Origin of the sequence: Halorarum salinum (assembly GCF_013402875.1) — an archaeon.
GTDB lineage: Archaea > Halobacteriota > Halobacteria > Halobacteriales > Haloferacaceae > Halorarum > Halorarum salinum.
Window position 1 is genome coordinate 3,298,668 of the sequence record NZ_CP058579.1, and the last position, 16,789, is coordinate 3,315,456.

The 16,789-nt window shown below is 71.4% G+C and carries 18 protein-coding genes; 11 read left to right on the forward strand and 7 right to left on the reverse strand.

Going from position 1 to position 16,789, the window contains the following annotated elements; genetic code table 11:
- Positions 1 to 81: 81 nt before the first annotated feature.
- Both HUG12_RS16670 and HUG12_RS16675 read left to right on the forward strand, forming a co-directional pair.
- Positions 82 to 306 (forward strand): DUF3311 domain-containing protein, encoded by a 225-nt coding sequence (locus tag HUG12_RS16670; protein WP_179269860.1) that lies wholly within the window; start codon positions 82 to 84, stop codon positions 304 to 306.
- Positions 299 to 1,777, forward strand: a complete 1,479-nt coding sequence (locus tag HUG12_RS16675) for a sodium:solute symporter family protein (protein ID WP_179269861.1) — start codon at positions 299 to 301, stop codon at positions 1,775 to 1,777. The genes HUG12_RS16670 and HUG12_RS16675 overlap by 8 nt, the downstream gene beginning before the upstream one ends.
- Here the strand turns inward: HUG12_RS16675 and HUG12_RS16680 are convergent.
- Positions 1,774 to 2,760 (reverse strand): cupredoxin domain-containing protein, encoded by a 987-nt coding sequence (locus HUG12_RS16680; RefSeq protein ID WP_179269862.1) that lies wholly within the window; start codon positions 2,758 to 2,760, stop codon positions 1,774 to 1,776. The two genes, HUG12_RS16675 and HUG12_RS16680, sit on opposite strands and share 4 nt — an antisense overlap.
- Before the next feature lie 320 nt (positions 2,761 to 3,080).
- On the opposite strand from HUG12_RS16680, the gene HUG12_RS16685 reads away from it, so the two are divergent.
- Positions 3,081 to 3,998: an HFX_2341 family transcriptional regulator gene (locus HUG12_RS16685; RefSeq protein ID WP_179269863.1), complete on the forward strand. Its 918-nt coding sequence runs from the start codon at positions 3,081 to 3,083 to the stop codon at positions 3,996 to 3,998.
- A gap of 45 nt (positions 3,999 to 4,043) precedes the next feature.
- Here HUG12_RS16685 and HUG12_RS16690 read toward each other — a convergent pair whose 3' ends face one another.
- The 4 genes from HUG12_RS16690 to HUG12_RS16705 form a co-directional block, all read right to left on the reverse strand.
- The gene (locus HUG12_RS16690; protein WP_179269864.1) at positions 4,044 to 6,089 is read right to left on the reverse strand and encodes a S9 family peptidase; all 2,046 of its coding nucleotides are present in this window, start codon (positions 6,087 to 6,089) and stop codon (positions 4,044 to 4,046) included.
- A 62-nt stretch (positions 6,090 to 6,151) separates the two neighbouring features.
- Complete coding sequence (locus tag HUG12_RS16695; RefSeq protein WP_179269865.1) at positions 6,152 to 7,246, reverse strand: enolase-like domain-containing protein; 1,095 nt, start codon at positions 7,244 to 7,246, stop codon at positions 6,152 to 6,154.
- Positions 7,247 to 7,314: 68 nt separating this feature from the next.
- Positions 7,315 to 8,082: a DUF1405 domain-containing protein gene (locus HUG12_RS16700; protein WP_179269866.1), complete on the reverse strand. Its 768-nt coding sequence runs from the start codon at positions 8,080 to 8,082 to the stop codon at positions 7,315 to 7,317.
- Positions 8,083 to 8,382: 300 nt separating this feature from the next.
- On the reverse strand, positions 8,383 to 8,901 hold the full coding sequence (locus HUG12_RS16705; protein ID WP_179269867.1) for a hypothetical protein: 519 nt from the start codon (positions 8,899 to 8,901) through the stop codon (positions 8,383 to 8,385).
- Positions 8,902 to 9,157: 256 nt separating this feature from the next.
- Between HUG12_RS16705 and HUG12_RS16710 the strand changes: the two genes are divergently transcribed.
- Positions 9,158 to 9,868 carry a DUF1405 domain-containing protein gene (locus HUG12_RS16710; RefSeq protein WP_246308074.1) on the forward strand — a complete coding sequence of 237 codons (711 nt, stop codon included), beginning with the start codon at positions 9,158 to 9,160 and terminating at the stop codon, positions 9,866 to 9,868.
- A gap of 94 nt (positions 9,869 to 9,962) precedes the next feature.
- Positions 9,963 to 10,631 (forward strand): ArsR/SmtB family transcription factor, encoded by a 669-nt coding sequence (locus HUG12_RS16715; RefSeq protein WP_179269869.1) that lies wholly within the window; start codon positions 9,963 to 9,965, stop codon positions 10,629 to 10,631.
- A gap of 27 nt (positions 10,632 to 10,658) precedes the next feature.
- Here the strand turns inward: HUG12_RS16715 and HUG12_RS16720 are convergent, their stop codons facing one another.
- Positions 10,659 to 11,168 carry a hypothetical protein gene (locus tag HUG12_RS16720; protein WP_179269870.1) on the reverse strand — a complete coding sequence of 170 codons (510 nt, stop codon included), beginning with the start codon at positions 11,166 to 11,168 and terminating at the stop codon, positions 10,659 to 10,661.
- Positions 11,169 to 11,283: 115 nt separating this feature from the next.
- Between HUG12_RS16720 and gatD the strand changes: the two genes are divergently transcribed.
- From gatD to HUG12_RS16740, 4 genes are all read left to right on the forward strand, one after another.
- Positions 11,284 to 12,540, forward strand: a complete 1,257-nt coding sequence (gene gatD, locus HUG12_RS16725; RefSeq protein ID WP_179269871.1) for a Glu-tRNA(Gln) amidotransferase subunit GatD — start codon at positions 11,284 to 11,286, stop codon at positions 12,538 to 12,540.
- Positions 12,531 to 13,475, forward strand: a complete 945-nt coding sequence (locus HUG12_RS16730) for a GNAT family N-acetyltransferase (RefSeq protein WP_218836339.1) — start codon at positions 12,531 to 12,533, stop codon at positions 13,473 to 13,475. The genes gatD and HUG12_RS16730 overlap by 10 nt, the downstream gene beginning before the upstream one ends.
- Positions 13,476 to 13,550: 75 nt before the next feature.
- Complete coding sequence (locus HUG12_RS16735) at positions 13,551 to 13,775, forward strand: hypothetical protein (RefSeq protein ID WP_179269872.1); 225 nt, start codon at positions 13,551 to 13,553, stop codon at positions 13,773 to 13,775.
- A 44-nt stretch (positions 13,776 to 13,819) separates the two neighbouring features.
- Positions 13,820 to 14,062: a hypothetical protein gene (locus HUG12_RS16740; protein ID WP_179269873.1), complete on the forward strand. Its 243-nt coding sequence runs from the start codon at positions 13,820 to 13,822 to the stop codon at positions 14,060 to 14,062.
- Between the two features lie 49 nt (positions 14,063 to 14,111).
- On the opposite strand, the gene HUG12_RS16745 is transcribed toward HUG12_RS16740, so the two are convergent.
- The gene (locus HUG12_RS16745) at positions 14,112 to 14,564 is read right to left on the reverse strand and encodes a hypothetical protein (RefSeq protein WP_179269874.1); all 453 of its coding nucleotides are present in this window, start codon (positions 14,562 to 14,564) and stop codon (positions 14,112 to 14,114) included.
- A gap of 139 nt (positions 14,565 to 14,703) precedes the next feature.
- Between HUG12_RS16745 and HUG12_RS16750 the strand changes: the two genes are divergently transcribed.
- Both HUG12_RS16750 and HUG12_RS16755 read left to right on the forward strand, forming a co-directional pair.
- A complete protein-coding gene (locus tag HUG12_RS16750; RefSeq protein ID WP_179269875.1) occupies positions 14,704 to 15,330 on the forward strand; it encodes an adenylate kinase in 627 nt (208 codons plus the stop codon).
- An 88-nt stretch (positions 15,331 to 15,418) separates the two neighbouring features.
- The gene (locus HUG12_RS16755) at positions 15,419 to 16,309 is read left to right on the forward strand and encodes a DUF106 domain-containing protein (protein WP_179269876.1); all 891 of its coding nucleotides are present in this window, start codon (positions 15,419 to 15,421) and stop codon (positions 16,307 to 16,309) included.
- Positions 16,310 to 16,789 lie beyond the last annotated feature (480 nt).

The window sequence follows — 16,789 nt, forward strand, 5'->3', positions numbered from 1 at the left end:
TCGAAGAAAATAATTCTTCAATGCCCCCCTTTGCTGGCTGCAATAGTAAGGTTTAGGACACGCGGCTACGATCGGCCTTCGATGACGCGAACGTGGACGGATTACCTCTGGGGGCTCGCCCTCGCGACGCTCGTCGCGCTGGCGGTGCCCTGGTTCCTGTGGCGTGACGCGACGACGGTCGCGGGGCTCCCGGTGTGGCTCTGGTGGCACGTCGGCTGGATGGCACTGGCGTCGGCGACGTTCTACGGGTTCACGCGCGGGGCGTGGGACCGCTGGATCGACGCGGAGGCGATCCGGCATGGCTGAACTCGCCGTCCCGCTCGGGGTGGTCGTCGGCTACCTGGGCGTCGCGCTCGCGGTGGGATTGCTGGCCTATCGGCTCACGGACCGGACCGCCGAGGACTACTACCTCGCGAGCAGGTCGATGGGGACGGTCGTGCTGCTGTTCACGACGTTCGCGACGCTGCTGTCGGCGTTCACCTTCTTCGGCGGCCCCAACGTCGCCTATTCGGCCGGCCCCGAGTGGATCCTCGTGATGGGGCTGATGGACGGCGTGCTGTTCGCGGTCCTGTGGTACGTCGTCGGCTACAAGCAGTGGCTCGTCGGGAAGGAACACGGCTACGTGACGCTCGGGGAGATGCTCGGGGACCGGTTCGGCTCCCGGCTCCTCCGCGGGCTCGTGGCCGGCATCGGGCTCGCGTGGCTGTTCCCGTACGTGATGCTCCAGCAGGTCGGCGCCGGCCAGGCGGTCGTCGGCCTCACCGACGGCGCGGTCCCCTACTGGGCCGGCGCGGCGCTCATCACGGCCTTCATGGTGCTGTACGTCGGGCTCGCGGGGATGCGCGGGGTCGCCTGGACCGACACCGTCCAGGGGCTGTTCATGCTCGGGGTCGTCTGGCTCGCCGTCGCCTGGGTTCTCTCGGCGGCGGGCGGGTTCGGCTCGGTCTCCACGGCGCTGGCGACGAACGAACCCGAGTTCCTCGCGCTCGGCGGCGGCCTGTACACCCCCCAGTACGTGCTCTCGACGGCGGTGGTCATCGCCTTCGGCGTGACGATGTTCCCGCAGGTGAACCAGCGCTTCTTCGTCGCGAAGGACGCCGCCACGCTGAAGCGCTCGTTCGCGCTCTGGCCCGTGCTCGTCCTGCTGCTTTTCGTCCCGACGTTCCTCCTCGGCACGTGGGCGGCGGGGCTCGGCGTCGCGGTGCCGGACGGGAGCAACGTCGTCCCCGTGCTGCTGCGAGAGTACACCCCCGTCTGGTTCGCGGCGCTGGTCGTCGCGGGCGCGATGGCGGCGATGATGTCCTCCTCGGACTCGATGCTGCTCTCGGGCGCGTCCTACTTCACCCGCGACGTCTACCGCCCGTTCGTCGCCCCCGACGCCTCGGCGGCCCGGGAGGGGTGGGTCGGGCGCGTGGGCGTCGCGGCCTTCGCGGGGCTCACGTTCCTCGCGTCGCTCGTCTCGGGCGCCGGCACGGGGCTCGACTTCCTCGTCACGCTCGGGGACACCGCCTTCGGCGGGTACGCCCAGTTGACGATTCCGGTCGTGCTCGCGCTCTACTGGCCCGGGGTGACGCGCACGGGACTGACCGCCGGCGTGGTCGTCGGACAGGTCGTCTACCTCGCGCACGTGTTCCTCCCGCTCCCCCCGACCTACCTCACGTGGGACTTCGCGCTCTGGTGCATGCTTCTCGGGTTCGTCGTGACGGTCGGCGCGTCGGTCGCGACGTCGCCGGCGCCCGGGGAGGACGCCGCGAAGTTCGGCGTCTCCGCGGATTAGGTCCCCCTTCCCCGCCGTCGCTCGGTGGCCGCCCGGCGGCCCGACGCCACGTCCGTCAGGTCGGTCCACGCGACGGTCCCCGCCGCGAGGACGTTCCCGGGGTCGAGTTCCGGCGCGTTCAGCACCCGCTGATTGATGGGGGAGACGCCGGACTCCTCCGGAGGACGTTCCGGATACGCCTCCGGCGGGTCCTCCGACCCCTCGCCGGCGACGACCGCCCGTACCACCATCCCGAGTCCGTCGTGTGGGAGACACAGCATGTCGTACACGCCGGGTTCCTCGAACCGGTAGTACCAGGAGTCGCCCTCCAGAACCGGCGGCGAGGAGAACCCGGGGACGCCCTCCGGGACCCGCCGTTGGAAACCGAAGAAGCGCGGGTGGTACGCGGTGACCGTGTGGATGTCCTCGACCGTCACGAACTCGACCGTGTCGCCGGGCTGGAGGCTGATGCCGACCGGGTCGAAGTAGAAGTCCGGGACCCCCTCGTCGCCCTCCATCGACGGGGTCACGGTGGCCGTCCCGTCCGACGGCGTCCCGACGTCCGCCTCCCCGGTCGGCGGGGGCGAGCCCGTTTCGGTCGTCACCTCGGTTCCTGACGGCGTCCCGGCCGTCGGGGCTTCGGTGCCGGCGTCCGGTTCGGGTCGGCCCCGAAAGACGACGTCGGCGTCGTCCACGCGCATCTCCACCGTCACGACGGGGGCGACGTCCTCCGGTTCGCCCCCGTCACCCTCCGACTCGGCGACCCGCAGGTAGCCGGAGTATCGATCGAGGCAGGGAGCACATCGCTCCCCGGTCGTCGCCCCGTCGCCATCGGTCCCGCCCCCATCGCCCTCGCCGTCCTCCTGGACGTTCGCCCGCCCGTACTGGCTCGCCAGCCCGATCGACGATCCCGCCCCGAGCGCCAGCAGCACCGGTCTGCGGCGGAACGCGCCGAAGCCGCCGCCGCTGGACGTGACGTCGTCGTCGGTTTGCTTTCGTGTCATCGCGTCCGTCCCCTTGTTCGGCGACGGGCATTGTGATGTGGTAACTATTGACACGACGGGGCAGCTTACCGCGACGGTCGGGAACCGGAGTCCGGCGGTCGGTAAGACGAGTAATCCAAGGCAGTCCTCGGTCGCGCCGGAGGCCACGGGGCCCGACCGAACGGGAGACGGGGCGCGACCGACGAGGGGAGACACCGAGCGCGGAGCACCGGCCGGTACGGACCGCCTACGACGCTTCGTTCGGTCGGCGTCGCGAGCCGACCAGCGTCCGGCGGGCGACTCTGTTGGCATTTATACCGACGGGACCCCCGTTACCACGTATGCAGACGCACGTCGTCCCGGTCGGCTTCGACTACGACCGGCTCATCGCGCCGCTGGTCCGCGACCAGCTCGACGTGGACCGGGTCGTCCTCCTCGAGGGCGCGGTGGGGAGCGAGGCCAACGTCGAGTACTCCCGGACCCTCGCCAGGAAGCTCGAGGCCGACTTCGGCAACCTGCTCGGCGCCGAGACCGAGCGCGTCGCCGTGGCCGACGTGTACGACTACGACGCCGCCTTCGAACAGGCGTACGACCTCATCAACTCCGAACTCGACGCCGGCGCGGAGGTGTGGGTGAACGTCTCCGCGATGCCCCGGCCCGTCTCGTTCGCGTTCGCCACCGCGGCCCACTCGATCACGCTGGAGCGGCAGGCGGACCGCGACCGCATTCACACCTACTACACCGCCCCCGAGAAGTACCTCGAGACCGAACTCGCCGAGGAACTCCGTGCCGGGCGGGACCTCCTCGCGGACCTCCGGTCGGGCGAGGACGTGGACGAGGAGCGCGTCGTCGAACGCCTTCGCGCGGCCGGCGACCTCCTGGAGGAGTTCGACGAGCGCGGCGTGACCATCGGCGCCAAGGAGATCGACGGGAGCCACGTCGTCGAACTCCCGGTCGCCTCCTTCTCGAACGTGAAGCCGTTCGAGGAGGTGATCCTCTTCGAACTCGGCGAACACGGCGAGTTCGAGTCGGTGAGCGACCTCGCCAAGGCGCTCGCCGAGGAGTTGAACGAGGAGTACACCGACGCGTTCCGCTCGAAGGTCATCTACAACGTCGACCGGCTCGGCCCCGGCGGGAAGGGGTACGTCGAACAGGAGTCCGCCGGCAAGTCCTACCGGACCCAGCTCTCGCGCATCGGGGAGCTGTGGGTCAGGGCGCACCACCAGGACGAGGAGGGCGAGCTGGGCGAAGCCGAGTGACCGCCCGGGAACGGTGACGAACCCGGAGCGAGGCGGTCGAACCGACTACTCCCGCAGGTGGCCGTCGAGGAACGGCAGCACTCGACCCATCGCGTCCCGCCACGTCGCGGGCTCCCGGAACATGTGGTCCTCCCCCGGGTAGTATGCCGTCTCGAACTCCGCGCCGCGGTCCACCAGCTCGTCCACGAGCAGGTCCATCTGCTCGAAGTGGACGTTCGGGTCGTCGGTGCCGTGGAGCGCGAACAGCGGCGCGTCGAGGTCGCCGGCGAACTCGCACGGGGAAGCGACCTCGTAGGCCTCCGCCGTCCCGGGGTCGTCGGGGCCGCCGCCGAACTGGGCCCGGAACCGCCGGGCCGCGCCCCAGCCGAACGACTCCGCGTAGCGGACCCACTCGCGCCAGTCCCAGATGCCGGCGAAGTTGACGGCGGCGTCGTAGGCGTCCGTCTTCGTCGCGACCGCGTTCGCCAGGAAGCCGCCGTAGCTCAGCCCCCACAGCCCCACACGGTCGCCCACCTCGGGACGCCCGCGGAGGAACTCGGCCGCGCGGACGCAGTCGTCCACGTCGTCGACGCCGATGGCGCCGGCGACGCCCTGCTCGAACTCGTGCCCGTAGCCGATGCCGCCGCGGTAGTTCAGTTCGAGGACGGCGTAGCCGCGCGAGACGAGGACGTGGTTGAACAGGTGGAAGAACGCGTACGACCGCATGTGGTGGAACCCCCGGCGCATCTGGCGGACCGGGCCGCCGTGGCACCACACCACCGCGGGACGGTCGTCGCCGGCCCACGCCCCGTCCTCCCCGTCGGGGAGGTAGAGGTACCCCCGAACCGTCTCCCCGCCCGTCCCGTCGAACGACACCGGTTCGGGCTCCGGGAACGCCGAGAGGCGCTCGCGGTCGGGGTACGCGTCGGAGACGCGGACGTAGGGGTCGTCCGCGTCGGACCGCCCCTCGGCGCCCGACTCCAGCGCGCACACGTCGGCCGGTTCGGTCCGTCCCGCACGGACGCACAGCAGTCGGTCGTTCGCCCCCCAGTCCACCGAGTGGACGTTCGCCGACTCGTCCACGACGCGTTCGACGGTCCCCTCCCGGTCGGCCACGTGGAGCCTGCGCTCCCCGGCGTCCGCCTCGTTCGTCACGAAGGCGACGCGCTCGCCGTCGGGCGACCACGCCGGCAGGTCCGTCGCGTCCCCGCGTGCCTCGAACGCGCCCTCGGTGACGCGGACGACGCCCTCCCCGTCGAACCCCGGGGCGGCCTCGCCGTCCGCATCGCTCGCGACCGCTGCCCGACGCGCGCCGGCGTCGACGAGGTAGAGGTGGGCGTGGCCGTCGCGGTCCGAGAGGCAGGCGAACCAGCCGTCGTCGGCCCCGACGGGGGTCGGCTCGACACAGACCACGTCCGACGTCTCCGAGAGCAGCGTGACGCCCGGCCCGTCGTCGACGCCGACGCGGACCGACCGGAACCGGCGGGCAGACGCGTCCGTGTCGTCCAGCGCGTAGACGAGGTGGTCCGGGCCGACCCAGTCGTAGCCGGCGACGACGCGGTCGTTCGGCGGCCGCCAGCCGCGGACGTGCTCCCCCAGGTCCACGTCGTACACGACGAGTTCGCCGGGACCGTCGTCCGCGTCGCGGACCGTCGCGACCAGTTCGTCGTCCGGTGAGACGGCCAGCGGCGCGACGCCGAACGGCGTGCTCCGGACGTCGGTCAGCAGTTCGGCCACGCCGCCGTCAGCGAGGTCGTGGCCCCAGACCGAGCAGTCACGGACGTACAGCAACCGGTCGGGGCCGGCCCACGTCACGCCGGCGTGGTCGGCGTCCGCCGACGCGAGCGTGCGCGACTCGCCCGTCGAGACGTCGCGGAGGGTCACGTCGCCGTCGGCCGCCAGCGCGACCCCGTCGGGGTGGCCGGGGCGCCAGTCGAACCCGCCGACCGGGCCGGGGACGGCGGTCGGGTCGCCGCCGGGGGCGCCGTGCGCGAACGTCGTCTCCCCGTCCCCGAACCGGAGGTAGCCCGCGCGCGAGGCGTCGTCGTTCCACGCCGGCGCGGAGACGGTCCGGAGCGAGAGCGCGTCCTCGACGGAGAAGTCGGCGTCCATACCCGCCGGTCGCGGACGTCCGGCTTAAACGTCGGCCCCGGGGCGGAACGGGCCGGTTCCGCTCAGAAGTCCAGCCCGCGGGGGGCGGCCGAGGGCGCGAGCGGACTCGCGGGGAGTCGGTCCGGGATGACCGCCGCGTTGAACGCCGAGGGCGCCACGTCGTTGGGGCCCGCCGGGTAGAACAGCGACGCGAGCGTCTGGAGCTGTGACCGACCGACGCCCAGTTCGAACTGCCCGCCGCCGTACAGCGAGACGTCGCGCGCCTCGGCCCACTCGATCGTCTCGGACAGCGACCGGACCGAGCCGAACCGGGAGGGCTTCACGTTCAGCCACCGCGGCTCGAACGGCAGCGCCTCGACGCTCTCGACGCCGGTGATCGGGTAGTCCCACGAGACGCGTCCCTCCTGGCCCTCGAGGACGGGGCGGGTCTCCGCGGTGAGCCGTGGGTCCTCGACGACCGCCCCGGGGAACGCGGCCAGCACGCGCTCGTAGAACTCCGGGTCGGGCGCCTGGTCCACGTCGGTCCCCTCGTAGAGCCCCTTCAGGTCGAGGATGCGAACCCGATCCGCGGGCAGGCCGTCGAACACCGCGTCGGGCCAGTCGCTCGTTGGGTCCAGTTTGAACTCGATCCCGGGGACGCGCTCGACCAGGGCGTCGACGCGGTCGGTCGTCGGCGGGTCGCCCAGCCGCGTCGAGGCGACGAACCGGACGGGCTCGCGGTCCCGTCCCACGGAGTCGCCGAGGTGGGTGTCGACCTGGCGGAGCGCCAGGTCGAGCGCCGCGCTCTCCACGGCCCAGCGGCGGTACGGCCGGCCGGTCTCCCGTTCGGGCTCGCCCCGCGGGAACAGGTCGGCGTCCGCCAGGAACCCGGAGAACTCCGCGAACGTCCAGTCGCCGACCAGGGCCGAGAAGTCAGCCGCGGCGTCGCCGTCGGCGGGGACGGCCGCGGCGGTGGCGCCGGTCGGGTCCGCGAACAGCGCGTCGTGGTCCGGCGCGTCGTAGGTGACGTCCTCGCCCCGCCCCAGTTCGCCGCCCCCGCGGAGCCTGAACGTGGTCGTCACGCGTTCGAAGCCGGAGGAGGTGTCGCTCGCGCGCCGCCGCAGGCCGACCGACTCGATCGAGAGCGGGAGGTCGGCGACCGCGTCGAAGAGTGCCATACCGACCCCTCGACCGCCGGGACCTTAATCGGTCGTCCCCGCGGTCCCGGTCGGTCGCCCGCCGGACCTCAGTCGGTCGCCCCCGCGGCGGCCGCCTTCGCGCGGTTCGTCGCGACCGCGAGCAGCGTCGCGGTCACGGTGAGCGTCACCGCGCCCGCGGCCGCGAGCGCGTGGATCTCGGGCGGGTGCGTGAAGCCGCCGGCCGCGGCGTCGTACGCCTGTCCGGGGACGAGCGTGTGGTGGGGCGTTCCGACCACCGGGACGACGTAGTCGACGAGGTCGTTCAGGCCGTACCACGCGGCCGCGACCGCGACGGCGCGGAGCGGGAACGCCGAGAAGCGGTGGATCAGGAACGCCTCCAGCACCATCGCGAGATGCGAGAAGAACAGGAACAGGTACATCGGAACCGCCGTGCTCGCGAGGAAGCCGTCCGCGAACGCCAGCAGGACGAACGGCGTCCAGAGCCCGAGCTTCCAGCAGCCGAAGAACGCGAGCGCGTTCCAGTACTCGCTCGGCCTGCCGAGCCACCACAGCCCCAGCGCGACCGCGATGAACAGCGTCGCCACGGGGCTGTCCGGGACGAACGCCCACATGACGGCCGGCTCCCCCGAGAACTGGCCGGCGATCAGCGGCTCGGAGGCCGGAACCGGGCGGAGGCCGTAGTACCAGAAGCCGAACGCGGTCCCGACGAGGTTGATCAGCGCGATGACGCCCGCGAACCGGAGGCCGAAGTTCTCCAGCCAGCGGGGGAGGGGCGCGACGTACCGCGGGAGGTCGTCCGGTTCGGGGAGTCCGTCGGCGGCGAACAGCGCCCGAACGTCGGCGGCGGAGTCCATGCGGAGTCTGGCGAAGCGACGGACCGGCCCGACATAGCGGTGGCGGTCCCGTTCCGCCGAGGCACTCGTCCCGTTCCGCCGAGGTCCTCGTCCCGTTCCGCCGGACTCGTCGCGCTTCGCCCCGGTCGCTCGTGCGGGCCCGGTCGCTCGCGCGGGAACCGTCCGGTCCCGGCCGATCAGTATCGGTCGTCGAGTTCCAATCGGTCCGTCGCGGCCGCGAGGCCGACCCAGTGCACGCCCAAATGAACCGTCAGCGTCGAAAACCGAACCGTTAGCGCCGAAAAACGTCGTTCGATACGGTCACTCCCGGCGGACCGTGGACCCCAGCCCCTTGAACGCCAGCGCGGCCCCGACGACGAACACGATGGTCGCGAGGTAGATGGGGCCGAGGTGGGTCACCCAGTCGTGGGCGAACGCGTCCGCGGTGTAGTGCATCGGGAGCGCGAGCGCCAGACCCACGACCGCGGCCGCGACGGCGGTCGCCCACGCCCAGCGCAGGCCGCGACGAACGCCGTACCAGGCCAACGCCGTGACGGCGATCCCCGTGGAGATGATGAACGCCGCGGTCGCCACGTGGAGGTGGGTGATGTAGTACATGATGGCCGGGTCGATCGCGTTCAGCTCCGCGCTCGTGATTCCGTTCAGCGTCGCGACCCCAAGTTCGAAGCCGGAGCCGACGAACGCGAGCGCGAGGAATGCCGCCCCGTAACCGACGAACGCGATGCCCGCAAGCGCCATCAGCAGCGAGCCGAACCGAAGGCTGCGATCCACTTCTAGCGCCGTTTCGTGCCTGTCAACGGTTGTTCGTTCCATGCTCATGGTAATCGTCCAGATGGAAGCGTCACGAGGGGATAAAGAGCGCTTGACGGATGAGGGCGGAATGAGCCACGATCGTGGCCGCTTCGGGATCGATACGCGCTCGGGGGCCGGTTACGCGTGGGAGGCCGGGCGTCCGGTTCTCCCCCGAGACGCCTCCTCGGCGAGGGACGCGAACCCGTCGAAGCGGTACGGGGTCGGCGAGCTCGAGCGGTCGGGGACCGGGAGGGCTATCCCACCCCCGTCCGAACCGGCGGGCGTGCCACCGGACGAGTTCGTCCCGCGCGACCTGGCGGCGTTCTACCTCACGACACCGTGGACGGTCGCGCTGTTGCTCCTCGCGAACGGGCTGGCGTTCCTCGTCGGCGTAAGGTACTACGTCGAGACGCTCCCCGCGGTGCCGACGTACGCGTGGCCGCTGTACGGCGACTCGCCCACCGCCGTCGCGCTCGGGACGCTGGTGCTGGCGGCGGTGATTCCCTTCGCGGGCCGACGGCTGGCGGACGTGCCGCGGAACCGCCTGCTCGACGCGCTGGTGACGCTCGCGGTCGTCTGGCTCCTGAAGACGGGGGCGTGGACGTTCCTCGCGCTCAACGTCCCGCTGGTCAGGCCCGACCTCCCGGCCGACCTGTACGTCGGCTTCGGCCCGGACTCGCTGTGGGCCTACTGGGGCATCCTCCTCACCCACCTCGCGTTCCTCCTGTGGGCGGGCGTGCTCGCACACGTCGGCCGGACGAGCCGTCGGCTGCTCGCGGGGGCGCTCGTCCTCGCGCTCGCGAACGACCTCTTCGACTACGGCTTCCTTCTCGGCCTCCCGCTGGCGAACTACCCGCCGGTCCGGTACGAACCCGGGTGGCTGCTCGCGGCCGGGAGCGTGGCCGCCTCGCTCGCGGCCGTCGCCGTCGCGGCACGACTGCTCCCGCGACGGGACGCGGCGGGGCCGGGACGGGTCGAGTCCCGGACGCCGTGATTCCGGAACCCGGACGACACGACCGGTGGAGGTCCACGCCTTCACGGGATCGCGACGAACGGCTTATATGTCGCGGGTCGCTTACCTCACGTGTATGGACTCGGCGGTACTGCTGGATCTCCTGGGCAACGAGAACCGCCGACGCATCCTCCGGCTGCTCTCGCACAAGTCCTGTTACGTGACCGAAATCTCCGAGTACCTCGGGGTGTCGCCGAAGGCGGTCATCGACCACCTCTCGCGGCTGGAGGAGGCGGGGCTCGTCGAGAGCCACACCGACTCCAGGCGGCGCAAGTACTTCCACATCTCCCGGGACGTCCGGCTGGAGGTGAACGTCTCCCGGCACGGGTTCGGCGTCAAGAGCGCCTACCCCGCGAACCCGGGGCTCGACATCGACGGCCGCTGCCCGCACATGAGGCTCGACGACCACGTTCCGGACGGGACGCCCGCGGATCGGGACGACCTGGCGGAGCTGGCGACCGAGTTCGACCGCCTGCAGGAACTGGAGAACGAACTGTCGCTCGCCCAGCGGTGGATCCACGGCCGCATGACCGAGACGCTCGACCGGCTGAACGAACGACTCGGCGTGGACGCGGACTCGCGGTTCTTCGCGGAACTGCTCGCGGCGGTGGTCGCCACCGACGGCTCGACGTCGGCGGTGGCCGAGACGGTCGGCGCCGACCGGCCGACCGTCGAGGAGGGGCTCCGTCGGCTCGAGAGCGGGGGTCTGCTCCGGAAGGGCGGCGACTCCTGGGCGCTCGCGTAGGTCGTCCGCCGCGCCGGGTTCCCCGTTCTAGACGTCCCTCGTCAGCCCGTCACGCAGGTCGCGCCCGAAGTAGTAGCCGGTGAGCGACAGCAGGAAGCCGACGGTCGTCCCGACGCCGACGAGCGGGACGCCGTACTCGGAGACGAGCGAGGACCCGACGACGAACCCGCCGGTCGTGAGCGTGCTCAGGATGAACACCCCGGCGGCCGTGAGCGCCCCCGCGGCGCCGACCTCGAGGTACGAGCGGCGCGAGCGGAGCAGCCCCAGGAGGAACGCCCCGACCGCCAGACCGAGATAGCGGGTGAACCCGCCGACCAGCGGGACCGCGCTGCCGGCGACGAGGCCGGCGACGCACGCGAGGAGCGCGAACAGGAACCCGCGGAGGGTGACCGGCGACCGGCCGAGCAGGCGGCCTCGGGTCCGCGAGGAACCCGAGTCCCCCGAGGGGGCGGTCTCCTCACGCTCGCCGTCCCCCGACCCGGCGTCGCCCACGTCGCGCTCGGCGAGTTCCTTGAGCTCCTCGACGCTGTTTCCCATGCCCGACCCTGGTGCGCCGGTCGCCATGATTCTTGTGTCCTCCTCCGCGGCCGAACCCGTCCGGGGCGAACCCCACAAGGGCAGTTTGAAGTCCGACGGCGCACCACTCCCGGGTATGACACCGAGCCCGGGAGACCGCGTCCGCGTCACCCACGCGGACGTGACCGACGAGGGCGTGCTCATGCCCTCCTCGGACGCGGACCACCTGGTCGTGAAGCTCGAGGGGGGCTACAACGTCGGCATCGCCCGCGCGGACGCCGACGTCGACGTCCTCGAACGTGACGCCCACGAGGTCGGCGGGGACGGGGACGACGGGGCCGCCTCCGAGGTCGAGTTCGACGACGACCTGCCGACCGTCTCGCTCATCTCCACCGGCGGCACCATCGCCTCGACGGTCGACTACCGCACCGGCGCCGTGACGGCGCAGTTCGACGCCGAGGACGTGCTCAGAGCGGTCCCGGACCTCGCGGGGCGGGCGAACTACCGCGGACGCGTCGTCGCGAACATCCTCTCGGAGAACATGGACCCGGAGGTGTGGCAGGAGCTCGCACGCGCGGTCCACGAGGAGATCGAGGCCGGCGCGGACGGCGTCGTCGTGATGCACGGCACCGACACGATGCAGTACTCGGCATCGGCGCTGTCGTTCATGCTCGACACCCCGGTCCCGGTCGTGTTCACGGGGAGCCAGCGGTCGGCGGACCGGCCCTCCTCGGACAACGTGATGAACGCGGTCTGTGCGGTCGAGGCGGCGAAGTCCGACTGCGCGGAGGTGCTGGTCTGCATGCACGGGACGCCCTCGGACGACTACTGCGCGCTCCACCGCGGCACGCGCGTCCGGAAGAACCACACCTCACGGCGCGACGCGTTCGAGACGGTCGGGGGCGACCCCATCGGCAGGGTCGACTACGAGTCGGAGGCGGTCTCCTTCGACGGGCGGAAGGGGTTCCGCGAGCGCGGCGCCGTCGACCTCGACGTCGCGCCCGACCTCGAATCGGAGGTGGAACTCGTGAAGTTCACGCCCGGCATGGACCCGGCGGCGTTCGACTACCTCGACGGGAAGGCCGGCGTCGTCGTCGAGGGGACGGGGCTCGGTCACGTCCACACGGACCTCGTTCCCCGGATCCGGGAGCTCGTCGACGGGGGCGCGACCGTCGCCATGACGAGCCAGTGTCTCGAGGGCCGCGTGTGCGACCGCGTGTACGACACCGGCCGCGACCTGCTCGACGCGGGCGTCGTCGAGGCCGGCGACACCCTCCCCGGGACGGCGAAGGTGAAGCTGATGTGGGCGCTCGCGAACGTCGGGAACCCGGCGGAGGCGATGGGGCGCGGCCTCGCGGGCGAACTCACCGAGGAGTCGAAGCCGTGGGTCTGAGCGGGTCGACGTCGGACCCGGCGTTCACGGTCAGGCAGGCCCGCGCCGCCGACGAGGACGCGGTCGTCGCGTTCACCGGCGACACGTGGGGCGACCGGCACGGCGATTACATCCCGGACGTGTTCGCCCGCTGGGTCGAGACCGACGGGCCCGACCAGCGGACCTTCGTCGTCGACGTGGACGACGGCGCGGACGTGGCCGGGGTCATCCAGGGCGTCATGCTCACCGACACGGAGGCGTGGGCCCAGGGGATGCGCGTGAACCCGGCGTACCGCGGCAGGGGGCTCTCGCCGGGGCTCTCGTACGCCCTGATGGACTGGGCTCGGGGGAGGGGCGCCGCAGTCTGCCGGAACATGGTGTTCTCCTGGAACGTCGCCGGCCTCGGCCAGTCGCGGGCGGTCGGCTTCGAACCGGCCACGGAGTTCCGCTGGGCGCGGCCCGACCCCGACGCGGACGCGGCGCCCGACCTCGACGTGTCGGCCGACCCGGCCGCCGCGTGGGCGTGGTGGACCGCGAGCGACGCCCGGTCCCACCTCCGCGGGTTGGCGATGGACGCCGAGGAGTCGTGGGCCTGCTCCGAACTCCGCCGCGAGCAACTCCGCGAGGCCGCCGACGACGACCGCCTGTTCGTCGTGAACGACGGCGGGACGCGGGGGTTCAGCTACCGCGCGTACGACGACGAGCGCGAGGCGGACGACGGCGGCACCCGGACCTGGGGGGTATACGGCGTCGGCGCCTGGGAGACCTCCGAGGCGGCGCGGGCGGTCCTCCGCGCGGTCGCGCGGGACGCCGGCCGGCAGGGGTACGACGACGTCCGCGTCCTGATCCCCGAGGGCGTCCGCCCGGTGAGCGACGTGGCCGCGGCGAGGGAGGGCGTCTCCGAGGAACCGGACTTCGTGATGAGCGCCGACCTGACCGACCCCGACGTCGCCTGAAGCCGGGGAGCCGCGGTCGTGGACGACCGGTAGGCGGCCACTGCCTATTTGTCCTCGCGTCCTCTCCATCCCTCCATGCTCGCGAGCGTCCCGCTACAGATGCCCGGCGGCGTCGAACTGCTGGCGTTCAACCTCGTCGTCGCGCTGCTCGTGGGATACTTCATCTACCGGGACGCGCAGGGACGGACCGACAGCCCCGAACTCTGGGCAGTCGGGCTCGCCGCCGCCTCCCTGTTCCTCTCGCTCGTCGGCTTCGTCCTCGCGTACGTCGTCTACTACCTCGTCGTCGTGCGCGACTGAGCGGAGTCGGCGGATTGATGTGGCGGGGCGGGGATCGTTCGGCCATGGTCCCCCTCTTCGGTGCGATCCCCGGCGGCGCGGAACTGCTGATCGTCTTCCTCCTGTTCGGCGTCCTCGGGCTGCTCGTCCCGGTCGGACTCGCCTACTGGGTGTACCAGGACGCCACCGCGCGCGGGAACGACGACGCGACGCTCTGGGCGCTCGGGACGGTGCTCGCCGGGCTGTTCGTGTTCGTCGTCGGCGCGCTGGCGGTCGCCGGGCTCTACGTGCTCGTCGGCCGGGAGTGATCGGTCCCGTCACGACCCGGTCGCGGCCGAATCGGGACCGGGAGACGGGTTAGACCCGCACGACCCACGCCCGGTACCCCTCCGGCCGCCCGTACACATCGCGGAAGGCCCGCTCCAGGAAGTCCGCGAGCCGGTTCGCGTCCGAGCGCGCCGAGATCCGGACGTTCGTCCCCTCCGCATCCTCGGGCGACTCCATCCCGTCGATGCGGAACTCGGGGTACTCCTCCAGCAGTTCGTTCAGCCGGTCGAGCTCCCCGTCAGTGCAGTCGAGGTTGAACGTCTTCTCCGCGAACTGGATCCACGGCGGCGCCCGCGGTTCGTCGGGGGCGGGTTCCCCCTCGCCGCCGTCGGCTCCGCCGGCGTCCTCCCCGAACTCCACCGCCTGCGCGGGTTCCCGCGCCTCGACCGTGAGGAAGGCGCTCCCGCGGGTCCGATGGGCGGTCACGGCGTCCGCGAACAGCTTCCGGCGCTCGGTCGGTTCGTCGGCGTCGAAACGGGTCATGCGTCGTGGTACGGCCGAACGCGATAAAAACCGGGCGCTCCGGTCAGGGAGGTCGGGGGTCGGACGTGACGGCCGGGCGTCCAGGGCAAGCCGGGCGCCTTTCAGCACTCCTTTTACCGTGGCGGCGGACGGTTCCGATATGGGCGACCACCGAATCCTGCTGCTCGGTCCGCCGGGCGCCGGCAAGGGGACACAGAGCAAGAACCTCGCCGAGGCGTACGGCCTCGACCACATCACGACCGGCGACGCGCTCCGGGCGAACAAGGAGATGGAGACGGAGTACGGGACCCCCGGCGAGTACATGGACGCCGGCGAACTCGTCCCGGACCCGGTGGTCAACGAGATCGTCGTCACGGCCCTCGAGGACGCCGACGGCTTCGTGCTCGACGGCTACCCCCGGAACGTCGAACAGGCGGAGTACCTCTCCGAACAGACCGCCCTCGACACCGTCGTCTTCCTCGACGTGCCCGAGGAGGAACTGGTCGAGCGGCTCACCGGCCGCCGGGTGTGTTCCGAGTGCGGCGCGACCTACCACGTCAAGTTCGACCCGCCCGAGGAGGAGGGAGCCTGTGACGAGTGCGGCGGCGAACTCGTCCAGCGCGAGGACGACACCGAGGAGACCGTCCGCGAACGGCTGCGCGTCTACCGGGAGAACACCGAACCCGTCGTCGAGCACTACCGCGAGGAGGGCACGCTCGTCGAGGTGGACGGCGAGGGAACTCCGGACGAGGTGTTCGAACGGCTGCGCGACGTCGTCGAAGGGTGAAGCGAGGGGTCGAGGGCGGCCGGTATCGGCCGCACGCGTCGAGTCGATAGTACAACCTTCATAGGGGCCGACCGCTTACGCCGTTTCAATGGCACGTATCGAAGCGCGCGTCCGGGAGCTCACGAAGGATCCCGAGATGCGCGAGGCCATCGAACTCGTCCTCGAGCGCGCGGAGGGCGGCGAGATCCAGTGGGTCGACGTGCGCGAGGAGCTCTCGAGCGGCCAGTGGGGCCGGCTCATCGAGCGGGGGATCCTCGAGGACGGGGAGGCCGGGTTCGCCCTGGCCGACCGCGACGCCATCGAGGACGGGCTCGAGACGGGCGAGGACGAACTCCCGGACGCGCCCGACGCCGAGGGAGCCTCGTGGAGCAAGTGGGACAAGGGGGCGGGCGCGGTCACCGTGCTGTTCTTCGTCGGCTACTCGTACGGTCCGGTCCGCGACGTCATCGGCGGCGGGATGGACGTCCTGCTCGGCCCGCTCCAGGAGGCGCTCCCGCTGTACGCCGTCATCATGGTCATCGCGACGCTGACCGGGCTCTACTCGACGCTCCTGCGTGCGAACCTCATGGACATGGAGCGGATGTCCGCCTACCAGGACCGGATGAAGGACATCCAGAGCCGCATGAAGGAGGCCCGCGAGCGCGGCGACGACGACGCGATGGACCGCATCCAGGACGAACAGATGGACGCGATGGGCGACCAGCTCGGCATGTTCAAAGAGCAGTTCCGCCCGATGGTGTGGATCATGGTGTTCACCATCCCCTTCTTCCTCTGGCTCTACTGGAAGATCGGCTTCCGCGGCGCCAGCGGCGACCCGAACGCGGAGTTCGCGGACGTGGTGCTCCCGATCGCGGGACAGGTCGCCTGGACGGACGGCATCTTCATCATGCCGACGTGGATCATCTGGTACTTCCTCTGCTCGATGGCGTTCACCCAGATCATCCAGAAGGGGCTCAACATCCAGATGAGTCCCACCTGAGACGACGTAGATCAAGCGATCGATCCTCTTTCACGCCCCCGCCCGCCTCGGGATCCGCTTCCGGCTCGATCACGGGCCGGCCGTCCGCCGACCCCTCCGGCAGCGGCTCGTCGAGCAGCCGGCCGAGCGCCGCTCGCCCCGACGCGCGTAGTCGCTTCGATCCCGTAGCGGAACGGGACGCACGGTCCCGCCGTGAGCACCAGCACGACCAGCGCGACGTCGCCCGACGTCACCGCCGACCGGCGCGTCCGTGTCCTCCCCGTCGCCTGGGACGTCGACCCCCGTCGAGTCGTCGGGGAAGGCCACGGCGCCGTCCTCGTCCGTTTCGTCCGCGGGTCGTGCCCTCCGGCAAGGAGGTACGTAGTGGCTGGTTCCTCGGCACTGCCTGAAACGAGCATCGACTCTCACGATCGTTCAGGGTCCGAAGCGCGTGTCTCACTGGGTCATTCACTCGTCGTGACCACCCCGTGTCAACGCCCA